The following is a 13,982-nucleotide window of genomic DNA, read 5'->3' as shown; positions in this document are numbered from 1 at the left end:
GGCCCGGGGTTCTGCAACCGTCAGGCCGCGAGCTGCGGCTGCGCCTGCACCGTGCCGGCCGGCTCCACGGTGGTGCCCGGCGCCAGCTCGCGCGCGGCCAGCACCTGGACGTCGGGCACGAAGCGGCTGGCGAAGTCGAACAGCGGCCGGCGGAGGTCCGGTGGCGCCAGGAGCACGACGGGCTGCCCTGCGCCGGTCAGGCGCGTGGCGCCGGACTCGAGCGACGCGACCAGGCGCCGCGCGGTCTCGACGTCCGGCGCGAGCGCCGCCTCGCCGTCGGACGCGCCCAGCGTGGCCCGGAGCGTCTCCTCGGTGCTGCGGTCGAGCGTGAGCGCGCGCACCACGCCGTCCGCGCCGGCGGCGCGGGCGGTGAGCTGGCGCGAGAGCCGGCGGCGCGCCGCCTCGACCAGCCAGGCCGGCTCCTTCGAGCGCGGCGCCGCGTCGGCGACGGCCTCCAGCACCGTGCGCAGGTCGCGCACCGACACGCCCTCGCGCAGCAGCCCGCGGACCACCCGGACCAGCTCGCCCAGCGAGATCGCGCCCGGGACCACGTCCTCCACGAGCTTGGGCGCGTCGCGGCCCAGGACGCCGAGCAGCTCCTGGACCTCCTGGCGGCCCACGATCTCGTGCGCGTTGCGGCGCAGCAGCTCGGAGAGGTGCGTGGTGATCACCGAGGCGGCGTCCACCAGCGTGAGCCCGAGCGCCTCGGCGCGCGGGCGATCGGCCGGGGTGATCCACACCGCGCGCAGGCCGAACGCCGGGTCCACGCCCGGCACGCCCTCCACCGCCGGGTCGCCGCCGTTCGGGTCGAGCGCCATGAGCCGCTCGGGGTGGGCGAGGCCGCGGCCGAGCTCCACGCCCCGGAGCAGGACGCGGTACTGGCCGGGGTCGAGGCGGAGGTCGTCGCGCAGGTGCACCGGGGGGAGCACGATGCCGAGGTCGGTGGCGAGCTGGCGGCGCAGCGCGGTGACGCGCCCGGGCAGCTCGCCGCCCTTGTCGAGATCGATGAGCGGCACCAGGCCGTAGCCCACGCCCAGCTCGAGCGCGTCGAGCGCGAGCAGGTCCTGGATCCGCTCCGGGCCCTTCTCCTCGGCGGCGGGGCGCGGCGCGCGCGCGGCCGCCTCCTGCCTGCCCGCGGCCCGGCGCGCGGCGAGCAGCAGCGCCCCTGCCACCCCGCCGAACGCGACGAGCGGCATGCCGGGGAGCAGGCCCAGCGCCACCAGCACGCCGGCGGTGGTGCGGAGCACGACCGGCCGGCCCAGCATCTGGCTCGCGACCTGCGTGCCGAGGTCGCTGCCGGCGGCGCGGGTCACCACCAGGCCGGCCGCGGTGGAGACGAGCAGGGCCGGCATCTGCGACACCAGCCCGTCGCCGACCGTGAGCAGCGTGTAGGTCTCGGCCGCGGTGGACAGGGACAGGTGGTCGCGCAGCAGGCCGGCGAGCAGCCCGCCCACGATGTTCACCCCGGTGATGGCGAGGCCGGCCACCGCGTCGCCGCGCACGAACTTGGAGGCGCCGTCCATGGCGCCGAAGAACTCGGTCTCGCGCTCCAGCGCCTGCCGGCGCCCGCGCGCCTCGCGATCGTCCACCAGGCCGGCGGCGAGGTCGGCGTCGATGGCCATCTGCTTGCCGGGGAGGGCGTCCAGGGTGAAGCGCGCCGCCACCTCGGACACGCGGTTGGAGCCCTTGGTGATCACCGTGAAGTTCACGATGAGCAGGATGAGGAACACCACCAGGCCGACCACCAGGCTGCCCCCCACCGCGAAGCGGCCGAACGTCTCGATGAGGTGGCCGGCGGCGCCGGCGCCCTTGCCGCCGTCGGTGAGGATGAGCCGGGTGGTCGCGACGTTGAGCGCCAGCCGGAACAGCGTGACGAGCAGCAGGAGCGACGGGAACACCGAGAACTCGACCGCGCGGGTGAGGCCCAGCGCGACGAGCAGCATCAGCACCGAGAGCCCGATCGACAGCGCGAGGAACACGTCGAGCGCCGCCGGCGGGAGCGGGACGATCAGGATGGCGAGGATGCCGAGCACCCCGATCGCCACCGCCAGCTCCGCCCGGCCGCCCGCGGGCGGGCCGGGGATCGAGGTCGAGCTCACGCGCGCGCCCCTCCGTCGCGGCGGCCGGCCGCGCGGTACACGAACGCGAGCACGGCGGCCACGGCCTTGTAGGTCTGGGCGGGGATCTCCCGGCCCACCTTCACCTTGCGGTACAGCAGCCGGGCCAGCGGCACGTCCTGCACCACCGGGACCCCGTGCTCGCGCGCCAGCGCCCGCATCTGGCGGGCCAGCTCGCCCTTGCCCTTGGCGGTGACGCGCGGCGCGCGCCCCTCGTCGCGCCGGTAGCGGAGCGCGACCGCCACGTGGGTCGGGTTCACCACCAGCGCGTCCGCGCGCGGCACCTCCAGGCGCGCCTGGTTGCGCAGCAGCTCGCGGTGGCGGCGCCGCCGCTGCCCGCGGACGAGCGGATCGCCCTCGTCCTCCTTCACCTCGCGCTTCGCCTCGTCCTTGGTCATCCGGTGCTTGCGCGCGAAGCGCCAGCGGGCCAGCCCCAGCTCGGCGGCGGCGAGCGCGGCGGCGGCGAGGAGCACCGGGAGCGCCACGCGCGCCACCAGCGCGAAGACGACGGCGAGCTGCTCGCCCGGCGCGGCGCCGAGCAGCGCCGGGAGCCGGGCCAGCCCGTCGCGCGCCGTGGTCCAGGCGGCCGCGCCGAGCGCCGCGACCTTCGCGAGCGCCAGGGCCAGGTCGAGGAGGAAGTCGCGGGAGAGCGGGCGCAGCAGGCGGCCGGCCTGCAGCAGGCGCGAGGGATCCGGGGCCGCCAGGCGCGGCCAGAACCCGCCGCGCGTCTGCGCCAGGGTGGCGGCCGCGCCCGCCAGCGCCGCGGCCGCGCACACGGCCAGCGCCGCGGTCGCCGGGCGGAGCGCCAGCGCGGGGAGGCTCGAGAACGGCGTGCGGTCCACCGAGGCGGCGGCGTGGCGCATCAGCTCGGAGAGCCCGCCGCCCAGCGCGTGCGCCTGCGCCCCGAGCGCCAGCGCCGCGCCGGCCAGCCCGGCCGCCAGCGCGGCGTCGTGGCCGAGCGGCACCTGGCCCTCGTCGCGGGCGCGGGCCAGGCGCTGCGCGCTGGCCGGCTCGGTGCGGTTCTCCTGGTCCTCGGCGTCGGCCACCGCGTCACCCTCCCGGCCCGGCCAGCGCCGCCACCGCGGCGCGCGCCGCCAGCTCGGCGGCGGCGGGCGCGGTCAGGTACAGCGCCAGGCCGGCGGCGAGCGTGGAGGCCGAGAACCCCACGTTGGAGAGCGAGAGCTGCGGCGCCATCCGGCCCATCGCCGCCAGCAGGAGGTGGCCGAGCAGCGCCGCCGCCATGACCGGGAACGCGAGCCGGACCGCCAGCGCCACCGACAGGGCCGCCTGCCCGGCCGCGCGCGAGGCGAGCTCCGCCAGGTCCGGCGCCGCGCCCGGTGGCCACACCAGGGCGGCGCGGACGAGCCACGCCACCGCCTCGCGGTGCACCCCGAGCGCCACCGCCACCGCCTGCGCCACCACGAACACGGTCTGCGACACCGCGCTCGACTCGGCGCCGGTGATGGGATCGACGAGCGCGGAGTAGCCCAGGCCCGCGGAGAGGCCGGCGAGGTGGCCGGCGGCGAGCGCGGCGTCGAGCGTCCAGCGCGCCGCGAGGCCGGCCAGGAGGCCGGTGGCGGTCTCCGCGAGCGCGGCGCCGGCCAGGGAGGCCAGGCCGGGAGGCGGCGGCACCGCGGGGGAGCCGGCGCCGGCGTGCACCGCCCAGGTGAGCGCGAGGGCGAGCCCGAGCCGGACGCGGGCCGGCACCACCCGCGCGCCCAGCACCGGCGCGACCGCGCACAGCCCGGCCGTGCGGAGCAGCAGCAGGCCGAAGCCCCAGGCGGCGGCGAGCGGCAGGTCCACTCAGCGCCCCGCCATCCTGAGGATGCACTGCGCCAGGAACCCGGAGAGCCGGTCCATCATCCAGCCGCCCAGCAGCCAGATCACCACGCCGGCGGCGGCCGCCCGCGGGAGGAAGCCCACCGCGGCGTCGTTCACCTGCGTGGCCGCCTGCAGCACGCCGACCACCAGGCCGACCAGGAGGAGCGCGCCCAGCACCGGCCCGCCCACCGCGGCGAGCAGCAGGAGCGCCTCGCGCAGCAGCGCGCCGGGCATCCCGGGGGTCACGCGAAGCTCCGCGCCAGCGCGCCGACCACCAGCCGCCACCCGTCGGCCATCACGAACAGGCCGATCTTCACCGGCAGCGCGATGAGCGTGGGCGGCACCATCATCATGCCCATCGACATGAGGATCGCCGAGACGAGCAGGTCCACCAGCAGCAGCGGCACGTACAGGAACAGGCCCATGCGGAAGGCGGTGGTCAGCTCGGAGATCATGAACGCGGGGACGGCGATGGACATCGGGATCGCGTCGCCGCTGGCGGGCCGGGGCGTGGCGGAGATCTCGTAGAAGAGCGCCAGGTCCTGGTCGCGCGTCTGGCGCAGCATGAACTCGCGCACCGGCCCGCTGGCGCGCTCGAGCGCCTCCGCCTGGCCGATGCGGTCGTCGAGGTACGGTCCCAGCGCGTCGGCGTACACGCGGGTGGCGGTGGGCGACATGACGAAGAACGAGAGCACCAGCGCCAGCCCGATCAGCACCTGGTTCGGCGGGACCTGCGGCGTCCCGAGCGCCTGGCGCAGGAACGAGAGCACGATCACGATCCGCGTGAACGACGTGACCGAGACGAGCAGCGCGGTCGCGAAGCTCAGCGCCGTCAGCACCAGGAACAGCTTCACCGGCGCGGAGCCGCCGCCGTTCACCGAGATCTGCAGCGCGCCCTCGGCGGCGGGGCTCGCCACCGACAGCGCCGCGAGCGGCAGGGCGAGCGCGCTCACCGGACGCTCCCGGCCTGTCCGCGGGCCAGCTTGCGGCGCAGCTCCTGGTCCTCGGCCCTCTCCGCCAGCAGCGCCTCGAAGCCGGGCGCCGGCGCCGGGTCGCCCGAGCGTCCCAGGCCGCGGAGCCGGGCGAGCAGGTCGGTCCGGGCGGGGAGCGGCGGGGGCACGGCGGAGGGCGGGGGTGGGGGCGCGGCGGCCGCGGCGGTCGCGGCCGCGGGGAGGGCGCGCAGGAGCGCGAGGCCGGCCTCGCTCGAGCCGAGCAGCAGCACCTCGTCCCCGACGCGGGCGAGCACCAGCGCGCGTCGCGGGCCGAGGCTGGTGGTCTCGAGCACCTCGACGTGGCGCCCCGTGGCGCGGCGCCGGCGGGCGAGCAGCAGCGCCGCCGCGGCCAGCGCCGCGAGGACGAGCCCCGGCGCCGCGAGCGAGCGCCCGAGCGTGGGGGCGCCGCCGAGGTCGAGCGCGCGCGCGGGCGGCGCGCCGGGCGCGGGGGCGGCGCGGGGGGCGGCGGGTGCCACCGGCCCGGCGGCCGGCAGCGGCGCGGGCGCGTCGGACGGGCCGGGCGCGGCGGCGGCGGCGAGCTCCGGGCCGGGGGGCGCGGCGGGGTCCGGCGCCGCGGCGGGAAGCGCGGCGGGCAGGGGCGCGGCGGAGAGCAGGAGCGCGGCGAGGAGCGGGGTGGGCATGGCTCGGCTCCTAGCGGAGGCGCTGGATGCGCTCCTGGGGAGAGACGATGTCCGTGATGCGCACGCCGAACTTGTCGTTCACGACCACCGCCTCGCCGCGCGCCACCAGCCGGCCGTTCACCAGGATGTCGAGCGGCTCGCCGGCGACCTTGTCCAGCTCGATCACCGAGCCCGGCGCGAGCTGGAGCAGGTCCTGGATGGTCATGCGGGTGCGGCCGAGCTCGACGTTCACTTCGAGCGGCACGTCGAGCAGCATGTCGAGGCGCCGGGTCGAGTCGCCGTTCCGCGGGGTCTGGGCTTCCATGGGATCCTCAGCGCAGCAGGGTGGCCGGGGTCAGGGCGGGCGGGCGGAGCGGCTGGTCCACCACCAGCGCCAGGCTCCCGCCGGACACGGTGGGCGTCCCGAGGAGCTTCTCCCGCCCCTGCACGACGACCGGCACCGGCCTGCCCTCGTCGGTGTCGAGCAGCAGGACCTCGCCCTCGGCGAGCTCCAGCAGGCGTGCGAACGGGATGCGCGCGCGGCCGTAGAGGCCGCGGATCTCCACCGGCACCTGCTCCACCTCGCGCGCCAGCGCGTCGGCGAACCGCTCGTCGGCGCGCTGCGACAGGCGGCGGGGCGAGGAGAGCTTCTGCTTGGCGGACTCCACCGCGGCGTAGGGGATGACGAGGTGCAGGCGCCCCTCGATGCCGCCCTTCAGCTCGAAGCCGGAGACGATGCCGACGTCGGTGGGCGAGGCGATGCTCGCCATGCGCGGGTCGGGCTCGAGGCGGAGCACCTCCGGCTCGAACGGCAGCACCGGCGCCCAGGCCTGCGTCATCGCCTCGGCGAGGAGGCGCAGGAGGCGGCGCAGCACGAGCTGCTCCACCGAGGTGAGCTCGCGGCGCGTGTCGCCCCCTTCCTCCGGCTGCCGGACGCGCCGGTCGCCGAGCGCCGCGGCGAGCAGCGCCTCGGCCAGGCCCGCCTCCAGCACCGCCAGCGCGAACCCGTACGACGCGCCCAGGCCCAGGATGCACACCGAGGCGGGCGGCGCGAGCAGCGGCGCGAGGTCGGCGAACTTCAGCAGCGTGGCGGGCGCGGAGGTGATCCGCAGCGCCTGCCGGGTCCGGCCGGCCAGCCCGATCCCCAGCATCGACGCCACCTGCTCGTTGATGGCGTCGAGCGTGGGCATCTGGCCGCGGATGATCCGGTCCTGGCTGGTGAGGTCGTAGGGCGCGACCTGCGCCCGGCTGGACGGCGCGCCCTCGGTGGCGAGGCGGCCGTCCTGGATGGCGCCCATGAGCGCCTTGATCTCGTCGGAGGTGAGGACGGCGGGCACGGGCGGGCTCACTGGATGACGAGGTCGGTGATGTAGAGCGCGCGGATCTCGACGCCGGCGGCCAGCGCGCCCAGCCGCTCGGAGAGCGCCGCCTTGGTGCGCGCGATGGCGTCGCTGCCGCGCAGCTCCTCCACCGTCCGGTCGGAGAGGTAGGCGATGAACGCGTCGCGGACCCGCGGGACGAGCGGGGTGAGGCGCGTCCGGTCCTCCTCGGTCGCGACCTCGACGTCGAACGTGACGCGCGCGTAGCGGTCGGCGTCGGTGTCGCGCAGGTGGACGATGAAGTCGGCGAGCTTGATGGTGGGCCCGGGGGGCGCGGCCGCGCCCTCCTTGCCGTGCGCCGCGCCGGCCGCGGCGGCGACGGGGGCCCCGGTCGCGCCGCCGCGCAGCAGGAACACCGCCAGCAGCGCGGCCACCACGAGGAGGTTGAGCGCGAGCAGCGCCGGCACGAGCTTCGAGCCGCCGGGCGCAGGGGCGGGGGGCGGGGTGGGGCTGTCGATCGCGTCTGCCATGTCGTCTCCCGCGAGACCCCGGGAGCAAGCCGCGCGCCACACCGGAACGGCGCGATCCCGTGGGGTTGGGAGACGTCAGGCGCCTGGCGCCGTCACCGCGGTGACGTGCCGGGCCTCAGTCGTAGATGCCGCGCACGCGCTCGCGCAGGCCGCGCGTCAGCGTGCGCAGCACGTCGTCGGAGATGCCGATGACGGAGCGCCCGATCATCACGAGCGCGTCCACGTCCTCGGCGTCGAAGACGCCCGCGAAGATGCCGGACTTCTTGGCGAGCGCGTTCGCGAAGCACACCGCGTTCGCGAGCGAGGCGCGGTCGCCCTTCTCGAACTCCGTCGCCTCGCGGATGCAGGCCACCAGGGGCGCGGGGAGCTGCCACTTCTCGGCCAGCGCCACGCCCACCCGACGGTGCACCCGGCCCACCACCGCCAGCCACTCGCCGGAGTCGATCCAGCCGCGCTGGTACACCTCGGTGAGCTGCCGCTCCACCTCGAGCAGGACGCTCGCCACCACCGGCTTGCCGACGTCGTGGAGCAGGCCGGCCAGGTAGGCGGACTCCGAGTCGCCCGTGCCGGTGAGCGCCAGCACGTCGCGGGCGAGGATGCCCACCGCCACCGAGTGCTCCCACAGCGCCTTCAGCGCCGCGTTGATCTGCGCGTCGCGCGAGACGAACAGCTTCTGCGCCGACGCCTCGACCAGCAGCCCCTTCAGCGCGCGGGTGCCGAGCCGCGCCAGGGCCTCCTGCAGCGTGATCTTGCGGGTGCCGCCGGCGAAGGCGGCGCTGGTGGCCATGCGCAGGGCGCGGGCCGCCAGCACCGGGTCCTTCTCCAGGATCTGCGCCGCCTCCTTCATGCCCGCGTCGGGATCGCGCAGCACGTCCAGCACCCGCGCCGCCACCGCCGGCAGCGTCGGGAGGAAGAGCTGGTCGGTCTCGATCCGCTTGACGAGGATCGCCTCCAGCTCGGCCGAGAGCTTGTCGACGCTCATGCGCGTCGCGCTAGGCGGCGCCGCCCGCGCGCGCCTCCTGCACCGTCGCGAACAGCCGGAGGTCCTTGGTCTCGGTGTAGCCGCCCAGCGCCTTGCGGACGTCGGGCGCGCCGACCAGCGCGAGCGACATGCCGAAGTCCCGCGCCTTCTCCGCCACCGCGTTCACCAGCTTCGGCAGCCGGTCGCCCTCGAGCGGCGGCGTCCCCACGTCGAGCACCACCTCGTCGTAGCAGGCGGCGGCGACCTTCTCGAGCGCGTCGGCGAACACGGCGTGGACCCGGTTGTAGAAGCGGTCCACCTTGTCGGCCCGGCCCGCGAACGGCGCCAGCCGCAGGACGTTGTCCTCGACCTGCAGGAAGTCCTGGTTGTCGAAGTACTGGAGCAGGAAGTCGTCGATGGTCTCGGGGCGGAAGGGCTTGAACAGCACGTCGTCGAAGCCCTGCTCCTTGACCTCCTTGGTGACGTCGTTGGCGGTGCGCAGGGCCAGCGCCACCAGGGCGGCGTGCGGCTGCAGCACCCGGATCTGCTGCGCCAGCACGGCGCTGTTCACGTCGGGGATCTCGGTGTCCACCAGCACCACGCGGTAGACGCGCTCGCGGCAGGCGGCGAGCGCCGAGGCGGCGCTGGTGTAGCCGTTCAGGCTGACGTGCTGCGGCACCATCGAGCGCAGCTTCTTCTGGACGTTCTCCATGTCGTCCACCACCAGCACGTCCACGAACCGGCCGCCGGCCGGCGCCGGGGCCGCCGCGGCCGCCTCGGCCGGCGCGACCTCCACCGCCGGCTCCGCGCCGAGGCCGCCCACGCCGCCCTCGCCCTGGAGGACCGAGAGCACCTTGGAGCGCAGCTCCTCGGGCTTGAAGGGCTTCAGGATGTAGTCGGAGATGCCGAGCTTCATGGCGCCGGCCACGATGCTCCGCTTCGACTCCGAGGTGAGCATGATGACCGGCGTCTGGTTGCCGCCGTCGCGCATGCTCTGCAGCATGGCGGGGCCGTCCATGTTCGGCATCGTCACGTCGAGCAGCACCAGGTCCACCTGGGTCTGCGCGAGCTGCTCCAGCCCCTGGATGCCGTCCTCGGCCTCCAGCACGTCGAACCCCAGCTCCTTCACCTGCTTGCCGACGATGGTGCGCACCGCGCGGCTGTCGTCCACGGTCAGGATGGCGGGCATCTCTTGCCTCCGGCCCCGGCGCCCGGCCCGTCACGGGCCGCGCGCCGGCGCGAAATCGTCAATGGGTCAGGCCAGCCCCTCGAACACCCACAGCACCAGGCCGAGGTGCTCCGCGCGGAGGACCACGCTGTTCGCGCTGTCCGGCGGCGGGGGCACCGGCGGCTGTCCGGTGGGGACCACTCTCGGCAGCCCCAGCGCCTGCTCCAGGCGCAGGTGCGCCTTGAGCAGCCCGGCGGTCATGTTCACCAGCTCGCAGAGCGAGTCGGACAGCATCTCGTCCGAGACCTCGTCGGGGCCGATCTGGAACAGCGCCGCGGTCAGCGCCGTGCAGCCCTCGCGATCCGAGGACAGGCCCACCGTGAGCGGGCGAGCGCCATCGATGGCGAGCACGGCGCCGCGCCACACCAGATCGCGCCACGGCGTCCGGGCGGCGTCGGGGACGAAGGTGAGTCCCAGCATCGTCTGGGTCACCCCCGACACCACGGAGGCCATCTGTTCTGGGGGCGGCAAGGTCGTCATGAGCGGGCACCGGGGCTGTGCCGGGAGCGTCCCGGCGCCGCGCTCGGGCGCGGACCCCGCGGCGGCACTCTGCAAGCGCCTTGCCTCGACGCAGCGGCCGCCGCCGGCACGCGGGGCTCGCCTGGCGCGCAGCGCGCCGGGGGCTCGGCGCCGCGCCGCGCGCAGGTTCGCGCTGCGCCCCAGCGGCTTCGCGGATCGACGCGGCGGGCGGCCGATCCTGACGCCAGCCGCATGACGCGCGCCGGCGGCGTGTCGCGGCGGACTCGGGTCCGCCCCGGCCCCGGGGACGCCGCGGCGGCGACCCGTGGCGGGAGACCCCGGACTGCGCACGCCCGACGCGCCGCGGCCGCCCGGGCGCGACGTCCCGGGATCCGGGCACGCGCGCTGCAACGGCGTGCGGGTCGACACCGGCACGGCCAGGGCGCGGCGCCGGGAGCGATCGGAGGACGGGATGTCCGGAGGACCAGGGGACGACGCGCGCGAGGCGCTGGCGGCCGCGGTGGTGGCGGCGGATGCGGCCGACCCGGCGTCGCTCTGCGAGGTCTCGCGGGCGCTGGCCGCGGCCACCGCCGCGGGTGCGCTCGACGGCGCGCTCGCCGCGGAGGCCGGCGCGCTGGGCCGCGCGCTGGACGGGAGCGACGGCGGCGACGCCGGCGGGGCCGCGGCGGCGCTGGCCCGCCTCGCGGCGCTGCTCGGCGGCGGCGAGGTGGAGCGGCCCGTCGCGGCGGAGGCGCTGCCGCCGGCGGCGCGGGCCAGCCGCGACGCGGACACGCTCGAGCTCATCGGCGACTTCCTGGAGGAGGGGCTCGACGGCCTGGCCCGCGCGGACGAGACGCTGCTCGCGGTGGAGCGAGACGGGCCGCATCCGGACCGCACCAACGCGCTGTTCCGCGTCTTCCACACCATCAAGGGCGTGGCCGGGTTCCTGGAGCTCGGCGAGATCGTCTCGCTCGCGCACACGGCCGAGACGCTGCTCGACCACGTGCGCAGCGGCCGCGCGGCGCTGGCCGGCGAGGCCTTCGACGTGACGTTCGAGGCGACCGCCGCGCTCCGGAGCCTGCTGGAGCGGCTGCGTGAGGCGGTGGACGCGCGCGCGGACCTCCTGCCGGACGCGCGCGTGCCGGGGCTGGTGGCGCGGATCGCGGCGGTGAGCGCGGCCGCGGAGGCGGCGCCGGAGGCGGCGGGCGGGGGGACGGCGCCGGCCGTGCCGCTTGCCACGGAGCTGGCCGCGGCCCCCGTCGCCGCCGCGGCTCCGGCCGCGAACCTGGCCGCGGGCCCCGTCGCCGTCGCGGCTCCGCCCGCGGCGAACCCGCCGCCTCGGCCCGCGCCCGCGCCGCCGACGCCCGCGCCCGTCGCGGAGCCGGAGGCGGCGGCCGAGCCCGCGTCGGCCGCGCCCTCGCCGCCGCCGCACGGCGGGGGTCAGCTCCGCGAGACGGTGAAGGTGGATCTCGAGCGGGTGGACTCGATGGTGGAGATGATCGGCGAGCTCATCATCGTCGAGTCGATGGTGGTGCACGCGCCGGAGCTGGCGGCGGTCGCCTCCCTGCGCCTGCGCAACTCGCTCAACCAGATGACCAAGATCAGCCGCGACCTGCAGAACGTGGCCATGCGGATGCGCATGGTCCCGGTGCGCGGCGCGTTCCAGAAGATGGCGCGCCTGGTCCGGGATCTCTCGCGCAGGACCGGCAAGGACGTGGTCCTCGAGACCTCCGGCGAGGACACCGAGATGGACCGCAGCATGGTCGAGCGCATCGAGGACCCGCTCGTGCACCTGGTGCGGAACGCGCTCGACCACGGCATCGAGCCGGAGGCGGAGCGCCTGGCCGCGGGGAAGGCCGCGCGGTCCGTCCTGCGCCTGGCCGCCTACCACGAGGGCGGGTCGATCGTGGTGGAGCTGGCCGACGACGGCCGGGGGCTGCAGCGCGACCGGATCCTGCGCAAGGCGCGCGAGCGCGGGCTGGTGGGCGACGGGCAGGAGCTGTCCGACGCCGAGGTCCACGGGCTGGTGTTCCTGCCCGGCTTCTCCACCGCGGCGAAGGTCACCGAGATCTCCGGGCGCGGCGTGGGCATGGACGTGGTGAAGCGCAACGTCGAGGGGATGCGCGGCCGCGTCACCGTCGCGTCGCGCGCGGGCGGGGGGACCACGTTCCGGCTGGTGCTCCCGCTCACCCTCGCCATCATCGACGGCATGCTCGTCTCCTGCGGGGGCGAGACCTACATCCTGCCCAGCCTCTCGATCGTCGAGTCGCTGCGGCCGGCCGATGACACGATCCGGCGCGCCGCGGGGCGCGGCGAGGTGATCGACGTCCGCGGCGAGATCCTGCCGCTCCTGCGCCTGCACCGCCTGCTCGGCGCGCGCGAGCGCGCCGCGGGCGCCGACGACCTGCGGGTGGTGGTGGTCGAGGGGCTGGGTCGCAAGGTGGGGCTGGTGGTGGACGACGTGGTCACCCAGCAGCAGGTGGTGATCAAGCCTCTGGGGAGCGGCCTCGGCGACACGGACTTCCTCTCCGGCGCGGCGATCCTCTCCGACGGCCGGGTGGGGCTGATCCTGAACGTGGACCGGCTGGCAGGGCTCGCGTCGCGCGACGCGGCGGCCGACCGCGGCGCCCGGCTGGCGGCGGGGGCCTAGGGTGGACGCGGAGACGTACCAGGGCTTCCAGCGCATCGCCCACGAGCGGGCCGGGATCTTCCTGCGCCCGGGCAAGGCGGCCCTGGTGGAGGCGCGGCTCGCGCGGCGCCTCCGGGAGCTGGCCCTCTCCACCGAGCGCGAGTACCTGGCGCACCTGCAGGCGGAGGGCGGCGACGAGCTGGTGCGGTTCCTGGACGCCATCTCCACCAACTTCACCCACTTCTTCCGCGAGGCCGATCACTTCGAGGCGCTGGTGCAGTCGGTGCGCGTCGCACGCCGGGCGGGACAGCGGCGCTTCCGGGTGTGGTGCGCCGGCTGCTCCTCCGGCGAGGAGCCCTACACCGCCGCGATGGTGCTCGAGCCCGAGCTCGACGGCTGCGACTGGCGGATCCTCGCGACCGATCTCTCCACCCGCGTGCTGGCGCGCGCGGCGGAGGCCACCTACGCGGACGAGGAGGTGGCCGCCATCCCGGCGGCGCTGCGGGCGCGGTTCCTCGCGGCGCGGCCCGGGCCCGGCGGATCGACGCTGCACGAGGTGGTCCCGCGGCTGCGGGAGCGGGTGGTGCTCCGCCGCCTCAACCTGGCCGAGCACCCCTACCCGATGCGCGGGCCGCTCGACGCGATCTTCTGCCGGAACGTGATGATCTACTTCGACCGGCCCATGCGCGCGGGGCTGGTCGAGGAGCTCGAGCGCCTGCTGCGCCCGGGCGCCCCGCTGTTCGTGGGCCACTCGGAGACGCTGGCGGGGATCCCCACGCGGCTGCGCAGCGAGCGCCCCTCGGTGTACCGGATGCCGGAGGCCACGTGAGCCTCGTCACCGTGGGCATCGGCGACCTGGTGGTGACGGGTGAGCCGGGCGGCGTGATCGTGACGCACGGGCTGGGCTCGTGCATCGCGCTCGTCGCCTGGGATCCCGGCCGCCACGTCGGCGGCATGCTGCACTTCCAGCTCCCCACCTCCGCGCTCTCCCCGGAGCGGGCGCGCGGCGCGCCGGGCACGTTCGCCGACACCGGCATCCCGCTGCTCTTCGAGCGGCTGTACGCCCGCGGCTGCCGCAAGGAGGACCTGGTGGTCAAGGCGGCGGGGGGCGGGAGCTTCAACGACCTGTACGGCGTCTTCGACATCGGCCGGCGCAACCACGCCGCCATGCGGCGCATCCTGCGCCGCGCGCGGGTGGCGGTGGCGGCGGAGGACGTGGGCGGCGCGCGCTCGCGGACGGTGCGCCTGTTCCTGGACTCGGGCCGGGTGACGGTGCAGTCGGGCGAGGAGATCGCGCCGCTGTGAC

15 protein-coding genes are annotated in these 13,982 nt (G+C 76.4%); 3 read left to right on the top strand and 12 right to left on the bottom strand.

What is annotated here, in order from left to right; all coding sequences use genetic code 11:
- Positions 1-20: 20 nt before the first annotated feature.
- The 12 genes from flhA to ANAEK_RS12505 form a co-directional block, all read right to left on the bottom strand.
- Positions 21-2,099 (bottom strand): flagellar biosynthesis protein FlhA, encoded by a 2,079-nt coding sequence (gene flhA / locus ANAEK_RS12560; RefSeq protein WP_012526510.1) that lies wholly within the window; start codon positions 2,097-2,099, stop codon positions 21-23.
- Positions 2,096-3,163, bottom strand: coding sequence for an EscU/YscU/HrcU family type III secretion system export apparatus switch protein (locus tag ANAEK_RS12555; protein ID WP_012526509.1), 1,068 nt, complete (start codon positions 3,161-3,163; stop codon positions 2,096-2,098). Before ANAEK_RS12555 ends, flhA begins: the two co-directional genes overlap by 4 nt.
- Positions 3,164-3,167: 4 nt before the next feature.
- Entirely contained in the window at positions 3,168-3,920 is a 753-nt protein-coding gene (locus tag ANAEK_RS12550; protein WP_012526508.1) for a flagellar biosynthetic protein FliR, read from the bottom strand.
- Positions 3,921-4,184 (bottom strand): flagellar biosynthetic protein FliQ, encoded by a 264-nt coding sequence (locus tag ANAEK_RS12545; protein WP_232288204.1) that lies wholly within the window; start codon positions 4,182-4,184, stop codon positions 3,921-3,923. It lies immediately after the preceding gene.
- Positions 4,181-4,891 (bottom strand): flagellar type III secretion system pore protein FliP, encoded by a 711-nt coding sequence (fliP, locus tag ANAEK_RS12540; RefSeq protein ID WP_012526506.1) that lies wholly within the window; start codon positions 4,889-4,891, stop codon positions 4,181-4,183. Before fliP ends, ANAEK_RS12545 begins: the two co-directional genes overlap by 4 nt.
- Positions 4,888-5,571, bottom strand: a complete 684-nt coding sequence (locus tag ANAEK_RS12535) for a flagellar biosynthetic protein FliO (protein ID WP_012526505.1) — start codon at positions 5,569-5,571, stop codon at positions 4,888-4,890. Before ANAEK_RS12535 ends, fliP begins: the two co-directional genes overlap by 4 nt.
- Before the next feature lie 10 nt (positions 5,572-5,581).
- Positions 5,582-5,875, bottom strand: coding sequence for a flagellar motor switch protein FliN (gene fliN, locus ANAEK_RS12530; protein WP_012526504.1), 294 nt, complete (start codon positions 5,873-5,875; stop codon positions 5,582-5,584).
- A gap of 7 nt (positions 5,876-5,882) precedes the next feature.
- Positions 5,883-6,887: a flagellar motor switch protein FliM gene (locus ANAEK_RS12525; protein ID WP_232288203.1), complete on the bottom strand. Its 1,005-nt coding sequence runs from the start codon at positions 6,885-6,887 to the stop codon at positions 5,883-5,885.
- Between the two features lie 8 nt (positions 6,888-6,895).
- Positions 6,896-7,399 carry a flagellar basal body-associated protein FliL gene (fliL, locus tag ANAEK_RS12520; RefSeq protein ID WP_012526502.1) on the bottom strand — a complete coding sequence of 168 codons (504 nt, stop codon included), beginning with the start codon at positions 7,397-7,399 and terminating at the stop codon, positions 6,896-6,898.
- 115 nt (positions 7,400-7,514) lie between these two features.
- Complete coding sequence (locus tag ANAEK_RS12515) at positions 7,515-8,381, bottom strand: HDOD domain-containing protein (RefSeq protein WP_012526501.1); 867 nt, start codon at positions 8,379-8,381, stop codon at positions 7,515-7,517.
- A gap of 10 nt (positions 8,382-8,391) precedes the next feature.
- Entirely contained in the window at positions 8,392-9,549 is a 1,158-nt protein-coding gene (locus ANAEK_RS12510; protein ID WP_012526500.1) for a response regulator, read from the bottom strand.
- 66 nt (positions 9,550-9,615) lie between these two features.
- Positions 9,616-10,020: a chemotaxis protein CheX gene (locus ANAEK_RS12505; RefSeq protein WP_232288202.1), complete on the bottom strand. Its 405-nt coding sequence runs from the start codon at positions 10,018-10,020 to the stop codon at positions 9,616-9,618.
- A gap of 499 nt (positions 10,021-10,519) precedes the next feature.
- Between ANAEK_RS12505 and ANAEK_RS12500 the strand changes: the two genes are divergently transcribed.
- The 3 genes from ANAEK_RS12500 to ANAEK_RS12490 are packed head-to-tail and all read left to right on the top strand — an operon-like array spanning position 10,520 to position 13,981.
- Positions 10,520-12,697 carry a chemotaxis protein CheA gene (locus ANAEK_RS12500; protein ID WP_012526498.1) on the top strand — a complete coding sequence of 726 codons (2,178 nt, stop codon included), beginning with the start codon at positions 10,520-10,522 and terminating at the stop codon, positions 12,695-12,697.
- Between the two features lies 1 nt (position 12,698).
- Positions 12,699-13,505 carry a protein-glutamate O-methyltransferase CheR gene (locus tag ANAEK_RS12495; RefSeq protein WP_012526497.1) on the top strand — a complete coding sequence of 269 codons (807 nt, stop codon included), beginning with the start codon at positions 12,699-12,701 and terminating at the stop codon, positions 13,503-13,505.
- Positions 13,502-13,981, top strand: a complete 480-nt coding sequence (locus ANAEK_RS12490) for a chemotaxis protein CheD (RefSeq protein WP_012526496.1) — start codon at positions 13,502-13,504, stop codon at positions 13,979-13,981. The genes ANAEK_RS12495 and ANAEK_RS12490 overlap by 4 nt, the downstream gene beginning before the upstream one ends.
- Position 13,982 lies beyond the last annotated feature (1 nt).

Source organism: Anaeromyxobacter sp. K, from assembly GCF_000020805.1.
In the GTDB taxonomy this organism is placed as follows: domain Bacteria; phylum Myxococcota; class Myxococcia; order Myxococcales; family Anaeromyxobacteraceae; genus Anaeromyxobacter; species Anaeromyxobacter dehalogenans.
Note: the sequence above shows the minus strand (reverse complement) of the source record. Positions and strands in the feature narration are given on the sequence as shown.

Excerpts from the sequence above, each read along its gene's own strand:
- ANAEK_RS12510 (WP_012526500.1), bottom strand. The coding sequence starts at position 9,549 with ATGCCCGCCATCCTGACCGTGGACGACAGCCGCGCGGTGCGCACCATC.
- ANAEK_RS12500 (WP_012526498.1), top strand. The coding sequence starts at position 10,520 with ATGTCCGGAGGACCAGGGGACGACGCGCGCGAGGCGCTGGCGGCCGCG.
- ANAEK_RS12515 (WP_012526501.1), bottom strand. The coding sequence starts at position 8,381 with ATGAGCGTCGACAAGCTCTCGGCCGAGCTGGAGGCGATCCTCGTCAAG.
- fliN (WP_012526504.1), bottom strand. The coding sequence starts at position 5,875 with ATGGAAGCCCAGACCCCGCGGAACGGCGACTCGACCCGGCGCCTCGAC.
- ANAEK_RS12535 (WP_012526505.1), bottom strand. The coding sequence starts at position 5,571 with ATGCCCACCCCGCTCCTCGCCGCGCTCCTGCTCTCCGCCGCGCCCCTG.
- fliL (WP_012526502.1), bottom strand. The coding sequence starts at position 7,399 with ATGGCAGACGCGATCGACAGCCCCACCCCGCCCCCCGCCCCTGCGCCC.